10 protein-coding genes and 1 riboswitch are annotated in these 16,636 nt (G+C 46.6%); of the genes, 3 read left to right on the plus strand and 7 right to left on the minus strand.

Annotated features, from left to right (window positions below; translation table 11 throughout):
- The first annotated feature begins 177 nt into the window (after positions 1 to 177).
- Positions 178 to 2,724 carry a DUF1631 domain-containing protein gene (locus AC1RJL_RS01805; protein ID WP_492911034.1) on the plus strand — a complete coding sequence of 849 codons (2,547 nt, stop codon included), beginning with the start codon at positions 178 to 180 and terminating at the stop codon, positions 2,722 to 2,724.
- 111 nt (positions 2,725 to 2,835) lie between these two features.
- Here AC1RJL_RS01805 and AC1RJL_RS01810 read toward each other — a convergent pair whose 3' ends face one another.
- The 7 genes from AC1RJL_RS01810 to AC1RJL_RS01840 form a co-directional block, all read right to left on the minus strand.
- Positions 2,836 to 4,794 (minus strand): acyltransferase family protein, encoded by a 1,959-nt coding sequence (locus tag AC1RJL_RS01810; RefSeq protein WP_492911035.1) that lies wholly within the window; start codon positions 4,792 to 4,794, stop codon positions 2,836 to 2,838.
- A gap of 276 nt (positions 4,795 to 5,070) precedes the next feature.
- On the minus strand, positions 5,071 to 8,676 hold the full coding sequence (gene uca / locus AC1RJL_RS01815) for an urea carboxylase (RefSeq protein ID WP_492911036.1): 3,606 nt from the start codon (positions 8,674 to 8,676) through the stop codon (positions 5,071 to 5,073).
- A gap of 177 nt (positions 8,677 to 8,853) precedes the next feature.
- Positions 8,854 to 9,495 (minus strand): urea amidolyase associated protein UAAP2, encoded by a 642-nt coding sequence (locus tag AC1RJL_RS01820; protein ID WP_492911037.1) that lies wholly within the window; start codon positions 9,493 to 9,495, stop codon positions 8,854 to 8,856.
- A 17-nt stretch (positions 9,496 to 9,512) separates the two neighbouring features.
- Positions 9,513 to 10,247 (minus strand): urea amidolyase associated protein UAAP1, encoded by a 735-nt coding sequence (locus AC1RJL_RS01825; protein ID WP_492911038.1) that lies wholly within the window; start codon positions 10,245 to 10,247, stop codon positions 9,513 to 9,515.
- Positions 10,248 to 10,250: 3 nt separating this feature from the next.
- Positions 10,251 to 11,027, minus strand: a complete 777-nt coding sequence (locus AC1RJL_RS01830) for an ABC transporter ATP-binding protein (protein WP_492911759.1) — start codon at positions 11,025 to 11,027, stop codon at positions 10,251 to 10,253.
- Between the two features lie 105 nt (positions 11,028 to 11,132).
- Entirely contained in the window at positions 11,133 to 11,954 is an 822-nt protein-coding gene (locus tag AC1RJL_RS01835) for an ABC transporter permease (RefSeq protein ID WP_492911039.1), read from the minus strand.
- A gap of 113 nt (positions 11,955 to 12,067) precedes the next feature.
- On the minus strand, positions 12,068 to 13,126 hold the full coding sequence (locus AC1RJL_RS01840; RefSeq protein WP_492911040.1) for a putative urea ABC transporter substrate-binding protein: 1,059 nt from the start codon (positions 13,124 to 13,126) through the stop codon (positions 12,068 to 12,070).
- 69 nt (positions 13,127 to 13,195) lie between these two features.
- Positions 13,196 to 13,337, minus strand: a riboswitch (guanidine-I (ykkC/yxkD leader).
- Positions 13,338 to 13,859: 522 nt separating this feature from the next.
- On the opposite strand from AC1RJL_RS01840, the gene AC1RJL_RS01845 reads away from it, so the two are divergent.
- Both AC1RJL_RS01845 and AC1RJL_RS01850 read left to right on the plus strand, forming a co-directional pair.
- Positions 13,860 to 16,271 (plus strand): DUF1631 family protein, encoded by a 2,412-nt coding sequence (locus tag AC1RJL_RS01845; RefSeq protein ID WP_492911041.1) that lies wholly within the window; start codon positions 13,860 to 13,862, stop codon positions 16,269 to 16,271.
- Positions 16,268 to 16,630 (plus strand): PilZ domain-containing protein, encoded by a 363-nt coding sequence (locus tag AC1RJL_RS01850; RefSeq protein WP_492911042.1) that lies wholly within the window; start codon positions 16,268 to 16,270, stop codon positions 16,628 to 16,630. The genes AC1RJL_RS01845 and AC1RJL_RS01850 overlap by 4 nt, the downstream gene beginning before the upstream one ends.
- Positions 16,631 to 16,636 lie beyond the last annotated feature (6 nt).

Genomic DNA, 16,636 nt, shown 5'->3' on the forward strand with positions numbered 1-16,636 from the left:
GATTATTTTGGCGTGATAGTCTTCGTCTAATTCCAAAACATACTTAAAAAACCCTAAGGTGCCGCATTGGTTATAGCCTTTTGTGATATGTCTCTCGATCCTATCATTTGTCTACTTAAGGCACCTTTCCCTTGGTTATACTTCAATTACGCAAGTTTTTACTAATGGTAATCAACCATGACCGAGCATATGAAATCGGACCCCAAAAAGGTCGTTCAATTGAATGTAGAGCGCAATTCTGTTGCCAATTCGCAAATAGCCTTGGCACGTTTGCCCGCTGCTATGCACACCCTGCGCGACAAAGCGCGGCAACAGTTGCAGCTCTTCCTGCGTGAATTGTTCGATAAAGTTGATGATGCCATGTTTGAGTTGGCGGACAAAGCCAATAATAATCACGACCAAAACATCTTTTTTGATTCCATGCGCGAAGTGCGTATCCGTCGCCGTGCCATGGAGACCTCATTTTTCCGCAGTATTGATATCAGTTTCGCTCAATTGCTTGATCCAAGCGCCTATCGTGATGAAAAACAATCTGGAGAAAAATCGGTTTCTTTGGATGATCTGTCGCTCGTCAAAAATGATGAGTTAGAAGAAATGGTTGCGGTTGATGGCATGGTAAATAAAGCCAATGAGCTTTTTGCCGAGCCGATCCAGCACCTCACTCTCCGTATTGATCATTTGGTGCCCACCAAGGTTTATCAGAAGAATAATCCGCTAGGTGTGGATGTTATCTGCAATGCTTTTACAGATGCGACCAAGGCATTAAATGTTGATGTAAAAGCCAAGTTGGTTTTGTTCAAGTTGTTCGACAATATCGTAATGACCAAGTTGGGCAAGCTTTTTGATGTACTTAATCAAACCCTGATTGATGCCAACATCCTGCCGTCATTGAAGCAGGACGTACGCGTGAAAAGGCCTTCAGCCACTAGCTCGACGGTCGATCAATACGGTCAAGGTATCGGTGCCCAATACGGGGTGGGTGCGCAGAAAGCCGGTGTCGAAACTGGCGGTCTGGTGCAAAGTTACGATGACCAAACCAATCAGGTCTTGCATCAATTGCGCGATCTGCTGGGAGCAAATCGTAGTGCACCGAGAGCGCAATTGCCGGGAGAGGAAATCACTACGCAGGATTTGATAAAAATTCTGTCATTGGCGCAACAACAAAATACCGTCGGCGCTCCTATTACCAGCGGCGCGCCCACTAATTTGCGTAGCTTGTTAAGTGAGTTACTACACAACGAAACCCAAACCGCAGCAGCAATTAATCAGGTTGATGATGATGTTATCAATCTGGTGAGTATGATGTTTGAGTTCATTCTGGATGATCGCAACCTCGCTGCACCGATGAAAGCTTTGATCGGACGTTTGCAAATCCCCATGGTTAAAGTGGCGATTGCCGATAAAACTTTTTTCAGCAAGGGTGGGCATCCTGCGCGTCGTTTGTTAAATGAAATGGCAATGGCCTGCTTGGGCTGGCAGGAGTCCAGTGAAGAGAATCAGCGTAAAGACAGTCTCTTTAATAAAATGGAAGAAACTGTGCGTTCGATTTTGACTGAATTCGATACGGACATGAGCATCTTTGAAAGATTATTGGTGGATTTCCGTTCCTTCCTCGATAAAGAAAAGCGTCGTGCACAAATCCTTGAGCAGCGCACCATTGATGCGGAAGATGGTAAAGCAAAATCCGAACGCGCGCGCGCGCAAGTAGATGCTGAATTAAATCGTATCTGTGTGGGTAAAGAATTGCCTCTGGCGGTCACCAAATTACTGCGTGAAGCTTGGGCAAATGTGATGTTTATTACTTCGCTCAAACAAGGTATAGAGAGCGATGAATGGCGTAATTGTTCTATAACTGCCCAACAGTTGGTGTGGAGTGTTACGGCGGTGATGGATAAGGATAATCGCCAGCGTTTATTAAAATTAGTGCCCGAATTGCTGCAAAAGCTGCGTACAGGTTTGGAAAGCATTTCATTCAGCCCATTTGAAATGACTAATTTATTTAAACAATTGGAAACAGTGCATTTGGCGCGCTTGCGTGGTGAAACAAAACCGCAAGCAGACGTTTCCTCTGTATCTGCTGCTGACCTTGAAGCCAAGGCTACGGCATTAGCGGCTAAAAATGCCAGTATGAAAGCGGCAATGGCAGAGGCTCAAGCGCGCGCTCAGCAATCTGCAATGGCTGCGGCACAAGCCAAAGTGCAAGAGGGTGCACCACTGGCTGAAATAGCCGTTGAAAACCTGACGCCTGCGATCGATGTTTCAGCTGTACCTATAGCGCAAACTACTGAGACGTCACCAGCTAATACGGTAGCAACCGAACCTGTAGGCGTGGCGGTGGCATCAGCTGTAGTCATTGAAGAAACAGTAGATGTAATAGAGGCTGCGGACGCAGATCAAATTATTATCGAAGAGCCTATTAGCGAAAGCTTGAAGGCTGATCCACAGCATTTGGCGTTAGTGAATAATATTACCCAAGGTACCTGGTTTGAAATGCAAGGCGATGCCGGTGAAAAATATCGCTGTCGTTTAGCGGCGATTATCCGCTCGGTAGGAAAATATATTTTTGTAAATCGCTCCGGTATGAAGGTCGCAGAAGAAAGCCGTGAAAGTTTGGCGATTGCATTGCAAACCAAGCGCCTGACTATTCTGGATGATGGAATGTTGTTTGATCGTGCATTGGAAGCGGTGATTGGTACCTTACGTGAGCAGCGTGTAACTAATTAAGTGGTTTGTTTCTCCTCTGATGCTTAACCCGGCCAAGTGCCGGGTTTTTTATTGCCCAAGTTATAATGCTATGCAAAAAATAATATCACCAGGTGAACTGGCTATAAACAGTTAATTTTTTCCCAGCGCTGCTGATGAGCGTGATGACCATATATTGCTAAACATAGGGATAAGTAATCTGTTGCCATACTCGCTGAGATGATCGTCATCGTAGTAAAGCGGTCGGGAATTGATTGATCCAATACAGCTTGTTTCATTGCAAAGATATTCCAGGGGATCCAGTTCGTGCGCTTTGCATGCATCTATCGCACTTCGCATAAAACTGCGGACTGATTGTTCATTTTTGTAATATTCGCTGACGCTAATACTGACATCGATTTTTTGTGCTTTATACATCATTGATCGGACTATTGCTTGCGGTACGTTCACTTTCATGCCGGGAATGGATTGCATTACGTATACCGGGTGATTTTCGCTTAGCTTGCATAATTGCGCTTGGTATTCCTTCTTAAAGTGCTCTGAAAATTCACTTGATGTATTGGGAATATTATTTAAATAAACAGCCCTTTTTGTCGGGTTATTAATCGGGGTTAGTAACTCCTGGGTGATATGGTTTATAACCACTATAGGCGTTCCGCGCATATTGGATGATTGTAAAAAATCAAGCGTTTTCCTGTTATATTCGCCGCAATTGTAAAAATGTGGTGTTGATAAGTTCATCATTGCAGCACAGCCATCAGCACCTAAAAAAAGCACCCCGCCCATTTCTTTTGGTGTTGCTGCCACGACTGCATTTATCGTTGCATTTGAATGGCTATCCCCCAATACGATTAAACCAATTTTTTCTTTTCCCTCGCCAAATACACACATTGGTGATGTAGGGTCTTTACTCGGTATGACAACACATTCTGCGCGTGGATTGCGATTGTTTTGTTCATTATCTGCAATTGCAATTACATCATCCACCCGGGATGGAACACCTTTAAGGAAAAAAATAGTCAAGCCAATTATTGAAATAAATCCTGCAATGCTTGTATAACCCATCACTGGCAGAATTTTTGGCAGTTGTGTCGGGAATGCATTGCGCCATGGTTTTTCGATTAAATAATAAGAGAGCGCAGCCAGCAAAAATGATGTAACTATTCCCAAACCAATTCCCCAGGGGCTTTCTTTGAAATCGAAGAGATTGAGTGCGACGACCACCGGCCAATGCCACAAATAGAGCGAATAGGATATGGTGCCGATGTATTGGGAAATAGGATTGTGGGTAAGCAGCGATTTTTCATTTGCAGCGATAATAATTAGCGCTGTCCCCAATACCGGTAGACCGGCCAAACTGCCAGGCCATGTGTAACTGGAGTTGAGAAATAAAATGGAACCCGCAATCAACAACATGCCAAACCATTCAATAGTGACTTTTGATCTTTGCGTTGCCTGGAGGCTAAATGCATAGATTAGTCCTCCTGCCATCATCTCCCACGCTCTGGTTGGCAACAGATAGAATCCTGCGTCGCTAAGCGCAGCAGGAAAAAATATCGAGAGTAAATAAGAGCACCCGGCAATAAACACCAATGTCCAGCGGCTGGCATCGAATGAAAAGTGCTTTCTCAGCCCCATCACTAACAGAGGGTAAAGAATGTAGAACTGCCACTCTACCGAGAGCGACCAGGTATGTAATAACCATTTCTCATCGGCGGCCCCATCGAAGTAGCCGCTGTCCCTGGTGAAAATGATATTGGAGGAAAAACTGGACGCCCCAAAGATATGCTTACCGAACCGTTGCATTTCATATGGAGGTAGGAAAAACCAGGCAAAAATTAATAAGGCAATGCAGAGAACCGCAAGCGCGGGGATAATGCGAGCGGCCCGGGCAAGGTAAAAATCTACAAGGTTAAAACGATTTTTTTCAACTTTTGAAAATATGATGCCTGTCATCAGATAGCCGGAGATGACAAAAAAGATATCAACTCCAGAAAAGCCGCCGTCGAAACCGGTAATTCCAAAGTGATAGAGGACTACGGCAATTACTGCAATAGCCCGTAAACCATTAATATCTTGCCTAAAGGTCACAATTACCTCCCTGCCAAATGAGTTTATTTTACGACAGCTTCAAAAAAGGGCATTACCGATTACGAGAATGCCCTTTTTAATAAAAAAATTCTGACGTATCAACCCACAAATGTGCAATAACTGTGCCTGAGCAGCGGTCGCACTTTTGAAAGCAACCGGCGATTAGTAACAGGGGGTGAGGACATTATTACAATTTAGTTAAAACCTGGTTTTATTGTGGTTAGTTACCTGAAAGTGCATGCAAGCTTCCTTGCTTGATCAATATGTTTCTGAAAATTAACTTTCGGCAATCAGCATCAATGTTTGTCCGGCTTGAACACGTGCGCCATTAGGTTTAAGGATATGAGTAACCGTGCCCTCGCAAGATGCATAAATGTTGATCTCCATTTTCATCGACTCTAATATTAGTAACACATCGCCGGCATTCACTGTCTGGCCGATGTTAACCTGGGTTTGCCAAACGCTGCCTGACACCGAGCTGTCTACGCGGATAGCATCAGCAGGTAATTCGGTCTCATCATTTTCCTCGGCTATTTCTTCCTGTTCGTAATTAAATTGCCCGTTCGCATGCCAGCGAGCCAGTTCTTCTTCAAAAGCCTGTTCACGTTGTGCGGTGAATGTGGTGATTGAGTCCTGATTGGCAGCAATAAATTCCTGATACTCGCTCAGGCTAAAATGGCTTTCTTCAATTTTAATTGGATAGCGTCCCTGCGGGAAATCGCGGCGGATTTTTTGCAATTCTATGGCACTTACTTCGTAAAAACGGATTTGGTCAAAGAAGTTTAATAGCCACGGCTGTTTAAATTCCTTGGTTTGGCGATAGCGATTCCACATCTGCAATGTGCGTCCGACAAACTGATAACCGCCGGGCCCTTCCATGCCGTAAACGCATAAATAAGAACCGCCGATACCGACGGAATTTTCGGCTGTCCAGGTGCGCGCCGGATTATATTTGGTGGTCACCAGGCGATGACGTGGATCTATCGGGGTTGCAACAGGCGCTCCCAAATACACATCCCCCAAACCCATTACCAAATAAGAAGCACTGAAAAGTATATTTTTAACATCGGCAATTGAATCCAAGCCATTGATGCGACGAATAAATTCCAGATTGCTTGGGCACCAAGGGGCATTAGCGCGCACCGATTGCACGTATTTTTGAATTGCCAACTGGCAGGCTTCGTCATCCCAGCTTAGTGGAATATGCACTGTGCGCGATGGCACGCTCAGCTGCGCAAGCTGCAGAATTAATTCGCGCTCGCCGCATTCAAGATGTATCAGTAAATCATTGAGCGATAATTGCTGGCTATTGTAGTGAACCTGTAGCGAGCGAATTCCCGGCGTCAATTCATACAGGCCGGGCAAGGTGTTTTGTTGCAACCATTGCATAAGCGCATGGGCGCGAAAGCGCAATTTAATATCCAATGCGAGTGCGCCGTATTCAACCAGTAAAAAGTGATCGCCTGCTGCGCGATAAACAATATTTTCACCAAATTCGGTAGAAGAGAGTGTTTTCACAATAGGTGACGTTAATTCGCTAATGTTGTAACTATGATAGGTTTTTTCCAGCGACTTCAGTGATTGGTTTTGTGCGCGCTCAATCGCAACAGCATCGCTGATGGTGATGGGTAAGAAACGGATTTTATCGCCTGCGCGCACTTGGCCGAGCTTCCATAAATCGGCACTGATAACAGTTGCAGGGCAAACGAATCCGCCCAGTGAAGGGCCGTCCGGCCCCAGAATAACAGGCATATCGCCGGTAAAATCAACGGTGCCGAATGCATAGGCATTATCGTGAATATTTGACGGATGCATTCCCGCTTCACCACCGGAGGTGCGCGCCCATTCTGGCTTGGGGCCGATCAAACGTACACCGGTACGACTGGAGTTGTAATGCACTTCCCAATCAGTGTTAAAAAAGGTGTTGATATCGTTTGCTGTAAAAAAATCCGGTGCACCGTGAGGGCCGTAAATAACCTTCAATTCCCACTGGTTACTAATTTGTGGTTTCAATTCATCAGTGAGTTCTACAGCCGCAATATCGGCATTACAGGCGTCCGGATTTAATGCGAGTACATCACCTGCGCGCAGTGCGCGGCCATTGTGTCCACCAAATTGGCCGAGGGTGAATGTAGATTTGGAATGTAAATAATCCGGACACTGTATGCCACCGGCAATGGACAAATAAGCGCGTGCGCCCTGGTCGACAATCCGCCCAAGTTGTAATTGTTGTCCGGCAGCGACAGAAATAATTTCATAAGATGGAATTGGATTTCCATCGAGTTTTGCATCAATAACTGCGCCCGTTAAAATAATTTTTGCGGCACTGCCAAATTTTAAGGTTGGCCCTTGCAAGGTTATTTCCAATCCGGCGGCATCATCGCTGTTGTTAAGCAAACGGTTACCCAAGCGAAAGGAATAACTATCGAAAGGGCCAGAGGTAGGCACGCCGACATGCCAATAACCGGAGCGGCCAGGATAATCCTGAATAGTGGTTTGGGTCCCTCCCTGGATAACATCAATACGCGCAGGTTGGTAAACAAAACTATTCAGGTAGCGGGTAGTCATGCGACCTTGCAACAAGGTTGGATCTCGCAACAGTGCGCGTAAATAGCCGATATTGGTTTCTATTCCGTAGAGATAAGTATTTGCCAGTGCAGTGGATAATTCGGCCATCGCTTGTTCGCGGTTGCTGCCACGCACAATAATTTTTGCAAGCATCGGGTCAAAAAATGCGGGCACTTCAATACCGCTTTCAATCCAATGGTCAATGCGTAAATTTTCATGTAATGGCGGGAATTCCACTTTGCTGAGTAAACCGGCGCAGGGCTGGAAATTCAGTACAGGGTCTTCTGCATAAATCCGCACTTGAATGGCGTGGCCTTTTGGTGAAAGTTGATCGCGTAGTAATTTTATATCGCCGAGATCGCCAGCAGCTTGACGCAGCATCCACTCGACTAAATCTACACCGTAGACTTCCTCAGTAACGCCGTGTTCCACTTGCAAGCGCGTGTTTACTTCAAGGAAATAAAAATTCTCATCGATCGAATCATAAATAAATTCCACCGTGCCCGCATTGCGATAACTGACGGAGGAGAGCAATTGCTCCGCGGTGCGTTGCATCGCTTGACGCTGCGCCTCTGGCAAGTTTGGCGCGGGGCATTCTTCAACCACTTTTTGATTGCGTCTTTGACTTGAGCAATCACGTTCACCAATCGCTACCGCCGTACCCTTGCCATCACCAAATACCTGTACTTCGATATGACGGGCAGCGGCGATAAACTTTTCCAGAAATACACCGTCGTCGGCAAAATTGTTTTTTCCCAAGCGTTTTACTGAATCGAATGCAGCAACCAGATCTGTTTCACTATTACACAACTGCATTCCAATTCCGCCACCACCGGCGGTGCTTTTAAGCATCACCGGATAACCGATGGCACTCGCGGCCGTTCTGGCATCATCAAGGCTTTTTAATAAATCTGTCCCGGGGCAAAGCGGCACATCGGCAACTTGTGCTAATTCACGTGCTTTGTGTTTTAAACCAAAGATAAGCATTTGTTCCGCAGTAGGGCCGATAAAAACCAGCCCTGCCATTTCGCACTCGGCAACAAAAGTAGAATTCTCGCTTAAAAATCCGTAACCGGGATGAATCGCTTGTGCCCCGGTTTGCTGCGCAATAGCAATGATCTTTTTGCGGTCGAGGTAAGTTGCTGCCGCTGCACCCTCGCCTAATGGGTAGGCTTCGTCGGCGATGCGCACATGCAGTGAATCTGCATCAGATTCGGCATAGACAGCGACAGATTTGATATTGAGTTTTTTTAAGGTGCGAATGATGCGGGTAGCAATGGCACCACGGTTAGCAATCAGAACTTTGGTAAACATAATCGGCTCCGGCAGGCCGTCCTGCTGGGATTTATTACGACAGTGGTCGTCCACTGAAGATATTTCAATTTATATGTTTGTGTAGGTTGGCGGTGAGCGTGCGAACCCCAACACTCTCTGTGAGAAGAGCATGTTGGGGTTCGTTCCTCACCGCCAACCTACAGGTCCAAAATAAAATTAATTCCACACCACAACTTCAATCGGCGTCGGGTTATAGCCATTGCAGGGATTATTTAATTGCGGGCAATTGGAAATAAGCATAACGATATCCATTTTTGCCTTAAGCTCGACATACTTACCCGGTGCCGAAATGCCATCTTCAAACGTGAGCCCGCCGTCGGCAGTCACGGGCACATTCATGAAGAAATTAATATTGTGGGTGATATGGCGCTTGCTAATACCGAATTCCGGATGCTCGGCAATGGCGAGCATCCAGCTGTCGCGACAGGCATGCATGCAACGCTTTTCCAAACTGTAACGCACCGCATTACTTTCAGTGGCGCAGGCTCCACCGAGAGTGTCATGACGGCCGCAAGTATCGGCAACAATTTCCAATAATTCGCGATTGGCGTTGGACATCAGTTTTGTGCCCACGGTCAGGTACAAATTACCTTGGCTGCGGATGGTGTCCATCGCGCTGTAACGCTCGTTTGGATCTTTGGCGTTATAAAATAAAACATCAGCTGCCTGGTTTCCTTTCAGGTCGACAATACGAAAAGTTTGGCCTTGTTTTATCTCACCGAGAAAATAATCGCCGGCAGGAACGTAATGGGTTGAAAACGCTGTTTCAGGGTGCAAGTGGCTTGGCAGGTGTGACATCTTAATACCTCTGTAAGCTATTTCGCTGATAAATAATAAAGTGCATTGTTTTGGAATCCGCGTTGATTTTCTTCGCGGAAATTTTTGCAGTAGTCGTCATCTGTGACGGGGTCTGCTTCACCCAGCTCTATTTTCACCGATGTAAACGGGTAGCGTTCAGATGTATTCAATGGGTGCGGGCAGGCATGCATGATGACAAGCGTATCCATTTCAAAACGCAGGGTCAGGCTATTGTCGGGAGATTGGTTTTTGGTATCGAGTTTGATATTGCCGTGATCATCGGCAATGACTTTGCTAAACCAATTAATGTTGGATGCCATATCAGCATGACCAAGGCCGTACTTTGATAATTCGACCAGGAATGCATCGTAACCATTTTGCAGCCATTGGTTGCGATGGGTTTGGTAATCGCGCTTGCCCCATTTCTTTTCAATGATTTCGGCGTTGCTATTGCCACACACAGTATCGTGCCAATTACCCTCTCCATTTGCAGAATAGTCTTCAACAATCGAGGCGAAAATCCTTCCCATATCGGAATACAAGCAATTGCCGCGTTGCAACTTGAATGTATGTTGGCATTTAAGGGTGTCTGGTGCGTTGTAGCGCTCTAACAAATTGCGTGGATTGTAAAACAGCATTCCAACATTGGCGCCGCCTTCGATGTCGGTAATTTTCATCAGGCTGCCGCGACGCAGTTCCAATGACCAGTGACCATTGCCGGGTAAAGTGGTGGTATAAAATAGTTTGCTCATTGGTTAACGTTCCTGTGATTCTTGCGCAATGGTTTGTAGTTCGTAAGGGACTTCACTTTTGCGTCGGGTTACTGGTAGATCGTAGGTAATATTGGCTCCATAAGCGCCAGGAGCTTGTTGGTCGTGGCGCAATTTATCGAATACCCACAGGCGGGTCCCCAAATAAAATCCTTCACTTAAATCATGTGTCACCATAAAAACGGTGAGGTCGTGCACGCGCCATAGATTCAGGATTAATTGATGCATATCGGCACGTATACCCGGATCGAGTGCACCGAAAGGTTCGTCGAGCAATAAAATACGTGGCTGGCGAATAAGTGCTTGGGCGATCGCCAAACGCTGTTTCATACCACCGGATAATTCATGTGGGTAGCGATTAATCGCGTGTGTTAGGCCAACGGATTCGAGTAGTGCTTTTGCTTCTTCAATTACCAGACGTTTTTTGCTGCCGAATAATTTTCCGAACAGCGGTGAGTGTTCAAACTCGCGCGCGATAATTACATTTTCCAAAACGCTTAAATGTGGGAATACCGAGTATTGCTGGAACACGATTCCGCGCGATTGATCAGGCTCATTGCGGATCGGTTTGCCATCTAATAATAATTCGCCAGAGGTGGGCGATTCCATGCCCAGCAACATTTTTAAAAATGTACTTTTACCGCAGCCGGATGTTCCCACCATGGTGATAAATTCACCGGCATTGACATTGACATTCATGCGTTCCAATACGACGTTGTCGCCATATTTTTTCCACAGGTTTTTTGCCTGAATCATCGGCATAGCTTTCGCTCTTTTCTCATCAAGACTTTTTTTATCAAGAATAGTTTTATCAAAAGGAATAATGGTCATTTCTGCTATCCCGCAATCTTATTTGCTAGCTATTGCCTATTTGCTTGTCAGTTGATAATGCCAGGGAAAGCATTTGGTGCTGAGTTTGACCAATAGCCAATCCACTAAAAAGGCGAGCAAGGTAATCCAGGCAACATAAGGAAGGATGACATCCATCGACATATAGCGGCGCACCAGAAAAATGCGGTAGCCCAAACCATCGGTAGAGGCGATTGCTTCGGCGGCGATCAAAAATAGCCAACCGGCCCCGAGTGATAAGCGCACGGCGTTAATCAACCTTGGCAACAATTGCGGAATTAATACACGCACTAGAATTTGCCAAGTGGATGCGCCCAGTGTTTGCGCTTTTACCAATTGTTCAAGGGGAATTTCCTGGGTGCAGCGTTGGATATCGCGTGCGATAAAAGGCGCAACGCCGATAACGATCAAGGCTACTTTGGATAGTTCACCTAAGCCGAACACGATAAATAAAACCGGTAACAATGCCATCGGCGGTATCAGCGAGATAACCGTGAGCAGCGGTGCAAGGGGCGAGTAGATAGTGGGAATTGCGCCAGTTAATAAGCCGATAGTAAAACCGAGGATCGCGGCGATAAAAATGCCCAGCGACAGGCGATACAAACTGCTGAGCGTATCCTGCCAAAATAGATATTCGCCGCTGCGCTTGCTTGGTTCAAACGCAAGCGCCTGAATTGCATCGCCCATTTGTGCAAAGCTGGGCAAAAGTTTGTCGCTGGCATTTTCAGCGAGGCGCGCATCGGACGCGATTAAATAAATAACAAATAGCAAAACAAAAGGCAGAATTCCCAATAAAAGATGGATGGACCTGGATGGGGTAAGGTTAATCAGCTTTTTCATGAATTTTTATCGCTAGCCAGTTTACGAATTATTTACCCCACCCTGGCCCTCCCTTGACAAGGGGAGGGAGTGAGTGGCTCCTCCCTCTTCATAAGGGTGAGACTGGGAGGGGGTTAGAGTTTTTTATCAGCCGCCAATTGCATGTAAGTGGTATCAAAACGCAGCTTCACGTTTTTCTTATTACCGTAAATACCTTTGGGACCTTCTACGCCGATGAATTCAGCATCCGGTGCGCCATCACCTAACAGGCCGTGATCAAACGAAAACTCGGCGACTTTTTGCATGGTTTTTAACAGCTCGCCACTGTTAACCAGTGCAAGTGCAGAGGCGGGGGTGTAAAACATTTTGGTGCTGGCAAGTTGTGATTCAAAACCGGCGAGGTCAGTACCTGAGGCAGCGGCCATTGCTGTTTTTGCGCTAGCAGCGGCTTTGTCTGATCCGCTCATCACACCCATAATTTCATACCAGGCGCCGACGAGCGCTTTGCCCAGTGCAGGATTCTTTTTCAGGGTCGCGGTGTTCACGATCATCAAATCCATAATTTCACCGGGGATTTGCGATGAATCGAATACTTTGTTGCTGTTGGGTTGAGCGAGGACTTCGCTCAGCAGGGGATTCCAGGTGGTAACGGCGGTGACATCTTTGGTGCCGTACACTGCAACCATGTCAGCATCAGAGGTGTTCACCACTTTTACATCGGACTCTTTGAGACCGACGGTTTCCAATCCGCGTGCAAGCAAGTAATGGGAAACGCTGAGCTCAACCAGATTAACCCGTTGCCCTTTAATATCTTTCAGGCTTTTTGCACCTTTAAGTACTATGCCGTCGTTACCGTTGGAGAAGTCGCCGACGATCAGCGCGGTTGAATCCACACCGCCGGCAGCAGGAATAGTGAGTGCATCCATATTAGTCATCACGCAGCCGTCAAATTGACCGGCGGTGTATTGGTTGATGGATTCTACATAATCGTTAATTTGTACCACTTCAATGTCGATACCGTATTTCTTGGCCCATTTATCGACAATTTTTTGCTCGGCGCCATAGCCCCATGGCATCCAGCCAACATAAATGGACCAGCAGACTTTAAAGGGTTCAGCAGCACTGGCAGCGGCAGCAGACAGGGAGAGTGTAAGGGCCAGTAATACTTTGGTAAGGCGGGAATGACGCAACATGAACAACCTCCAGCGGTTTTGGTGACATCGACGCAAGCATAGGGAGCACTCTGGCGGTTAGGCCATTTCATCTCCCGGGCTTTTATCCCGCCGTGTAACCTCAAGACAATGCCTGGGCGTTTTAGCCTATGCCTGCCTTGGGAGGTCGGAAGCTCTCGGACCAGACATCAGCTTGATTACTCAAGCGACCGGAACCCTAGCCTCCTATTAACAAATTGTGTCTACAGATTTGTTGAATAGCTAAAACCACCCAGAGTGCGAATCAGTTATACAGTTTTCCATATCGCAATATAGGTGCCAATTATCTAACTTTTTGATTTATATGGTTATTTTGATCTAATTGTTTGAGATGCAGTTGTTTTGTGTGCTCTGTTTTGTGGCATGGGTGTGTGCATACCGTTTTATTTTGGTGCGTCAATTGTTGGGAGAGGATTAGAGTGGCAGAGGGATCAAAATGGAGCGATTAACATATCTTTTGGTGCCGTGGAGCGCGAGTTTGCGGCTAAAGTGCATAGATCGTGCTATTTTTAACCCAACTGTGAGCGAATGGTCATATTGTCTGGAAGAATTTTCACAAGCTGTTAAGATTGTCGCTCAGGACAACCTATATTGAAGATGTGGTCATCTAGTCTCTAGGTTTGCAGGCCCTGATTCCGGTGTGGTGGAAGCTACCCATCCTGGTAAATAGACGGCGCTAGGGAACATGAAAATCATGGAAAAACACGGAATAATTATGCACAACTCAGGCTTGCCAGGCTCTGATACAAATAAGTCCTCTCCGTATTCTGCGGTAGCCATGTCAGAGCAACTGGTTATTCAACATTTAAAACAGTGCCGCGATTTAACGCGCGGCTTTGCTTACCGTGTTTTCCCGAATTTCTGGCGACAATGGTGTAAACAAGTTCTTGAGATTGCCGAGCAGGCAAAATCCAATAAAGAGCAGATCGCGCTCTACGAAACCCAAAATCTTTTGGTTGCTGTACAACAAGCTGCAGAGCAAGAGTTTTGCCAGCACCTGGCGAACGGCTTTGTAAAATTCAAGAATAAATCCCTTAATACCCTGACGGGTGAAGAGCGTTTTAGCGGTGACATCCTGTCATTGGTTGAGCATTCTGATCTCGAAGAAACTATTGCTATTACTTCAATTACCCATCGAGCCGATAACTTTTTTGCTGAACATTTGTGGGCGTTCCAGCAGCGTCTGGCATTGCTGAATGATGGCGAAAAAATCGACGAGCGTGCTAACCCGGTGAGTCCGGTGCAGTTTTGTGAATCGTTGCGCAAGCTGCTCAGCAGTTTGGATATTGATGTCAAAACCAAAATCATCGGCTATAAGCTATTTGACCATGACGTCATTGGAATGCTTGACAGCCTTTACGACGAGCTAAACGATTATTTGATTCGCCAGAATCTGTTACCTAATCTTCGTTTTATTCCTGTGAATGAAAAGTCCGCAGTACAAAAAGCAGATGATGCTGTACAAGATGATCCTTCCGAAAGCCTTCAGCCAGCGGATGAACAGCAACAGGCTGAAGAGGAACAACAGCACCAACGTCGTGCGAGTGACAAACTATTAAGTGGTGCGCTCAATCCGAATGACATCCAGTATCAAAACAGTCTTTTAAATGCCATTCGTTTATTGCAAACCCATGTGACCCAGCAGTTGCCCGCGATTCAAGCTGCCGGTTTTGTGCCGCCGGCCGCCGCCGCGAATAGTCCGTTGATTAATCCCAACGGTGTGACTGCAATCCCTGCTGTTCCCTCTGCGCAACCTGCTGATTTGAAGGTATACACCCAAAACCAATTGGTCGGCGTGCTTGAAAGTATGCAGAACCAAGCCTTTAGCGTTACTCACCAGGCATTGGCTAATCACGAATCTGGTCCCATTCCTATCCAGCCGCAAACCGTGGCTGATGTTGGCCGGAAAATGATGGAGCAAATCGCCAGCGAAAATGAAAATGGTGCGGTAGGCGCGGGCGATATGCAGATCATTGATCTGGTTGGGATGTTGTTTGAATACATGTTGTCCGACGATCATCTGCCTGATTCGGTCAAGGCATTGCTGAGTTATCTGCATACGCCTTTCCTGAAAATTGCATTTATTGATAAAGGCTTTTTTGAGCAGCCGGAACATCCTGCCCGGGTATTGCTGAACAGTCTCGCTGAATCAGGTGTGCGCTGGGTTAGTAATGATGGCAGCGATCAATACGATATCTTTACCAAGATCAAAACAACGGTGTTCCGTTTATTGCAAGAATTCAAAAATGATGTGCGTATTTTTGCTGAATTGTTAATTGAGTTTAATGCTTATACGCACAATGTTGCGCGTCGTCAGGAATTGATGGAGCGTCGCGCGTTGGAAAAAGCCCAGGGCGAGGAAAAGCTGCGCGAAGCAAAAATCCAGGTTAATAGTGAGGTGCGCAGCCGCACGGATAACCGCGATATGCCATCGGCAATATTGCTGTTGTTATTACAGCCCTGGTCAGACTATCTCTCGTTTGTGCTACTGCGTTACGGCGATAAATCCGATAGCTGGAAGCGCGCGCTGCAAGTGATTGATGATTTGCTTTGGTCGTTGGAGCCAAAGACCAGGCAGACCGATAAAGTTAAGCAAATGGAGCTGCAAGATGGGTTGTTGGCGGCATTGGAGCGTGGTTTTGAAACTATCGGTTATGAGCAAGCCAAAGGGCGCAAATTATTAGACGCGGTGATATCACTGCAGCGTATGGCGCTCTTGAGTCGTCAGGCAGAGCCTGCACCTGCGCCGATGCGCAGCAAGCTTGAATCCCTTGCGGCAGAAAAAGCAGGTCATGCAATTGCTGTGCAACAGCCGGTATTGCCGGAAGAAGCCAAAATTGTTGATAGCCTGAAGATGGTCGAGTTTGGCACCTGGTTTGAGTTTGAAGGCGGTAAGCGCTTGAAAGTGGCTTGGTATAACAAGAAAACCCAGCACTACATGTTGGTGGATCAGCAGGGGCGCAAGGTTTCGCTCACCGCAGGATTACAGCTCGCACGCGATATGCTTTCTGGTCGTGCGCGCATTATTGCGGGTAGCACCAAACCTTTCTTCGAACGCGCCCTGGAAAATATTTATCACACCCTTAATGAGCGGGCGGATACTCTTAAAGCGGGTAATGCATCATGACGCACAATTGTTCACGTGAGCACGACAGGGAGTTGGAACGCCACACAATCAATGGCGATGTGGATGTGTATGACAACATGCGCGACCAATACGTTGGTCGCCTGGTTAATATCCACACTCAAGGCTTGATGATTGTCGGCGATGTGGCAATGGAAGAGGATCGTCTTTATACCCTGGATTTACATGTGCCCGAGCCAGTGAATGGGCAGATGGTCATCCAATTAGGTGCTGATTGCCTTTGGGCCAGGGAGGCCGATTTATCAGGTAAACATTGGATTGGTTTTTCAATTATTGATGCATCACCGCAAGCAACCGAATCTATCCGCACTTTAGTGGAGTTGCTGGGCGAAGCCTATTAGCGGCTT

The sequence above is a fragment of the Cellvibrio sp. GW822-FHT04B05 genome (assembly GCF_058800985.1).

Coding starts and splice junctions, on each gene's coding strand:
- AC1RJL_RS01840 (WP_492911040.1), bottom strand. CDS start 13,126: ATGTTGCGTCATTCCCGCCTTACCAAAGTATTACTGGCCCTTACACTC.
- AC1RJL_RS01845 (WP_492911041.1), top strand. CDS start 13,860: ATGCACAACTCAGGCTTGCCAGGCTCTGATACAAATAAGTCCTCTCCG.
- AC1RJL_RS01825 (WP_492911038.1), bottom strand. CDS start 10,247: ATGAGCAAACTATTTTATACCACCACTTTACCCGGCAATGGTCACTGG.
- AC1RJL_RS01805 (WP_492911034.1), top strand. CDS start 178: ATGACCGAGCATATGAAATCGGACCCCAAAAAGGTCGTTCAATTGAAT.
- AC1RJL_RS01835 (WP_492911039.1), bottom strand. CDS start 11,954: ATGAAAAAGCTGATTAACCTTACCCCATCCAGGTCCATCCATCTTTTA.
- AC1RJL_RS01850 (WP_492911042.1), top strand. CDS start 16,268: ATGACGCACAATTGTTCACGTGAGCACGACAGGGAGTTGGAACGCCAC.
- uca (WP_492911036.1), bottom strand. CDS start 8,676: ATGTTTACCAAAGTTCTGATTGCTAACCGTGGTGCCATTGCTACCCGC.
- AC1RJL_RS01820 (WP_492911037.1), bottom strand. CDS start 9,495: ATGTCACACCTGCCAAGCCACTTGCACCCTGAAACAGCGTTTTCAACC.
- AC1RJL_RS01830 (WP_492911759.1), bottom strand. CDS start 11,027: ATGCCGATGATTCAGGCAAAAAACCTGTGGAAAAAATATGGCGACAAC.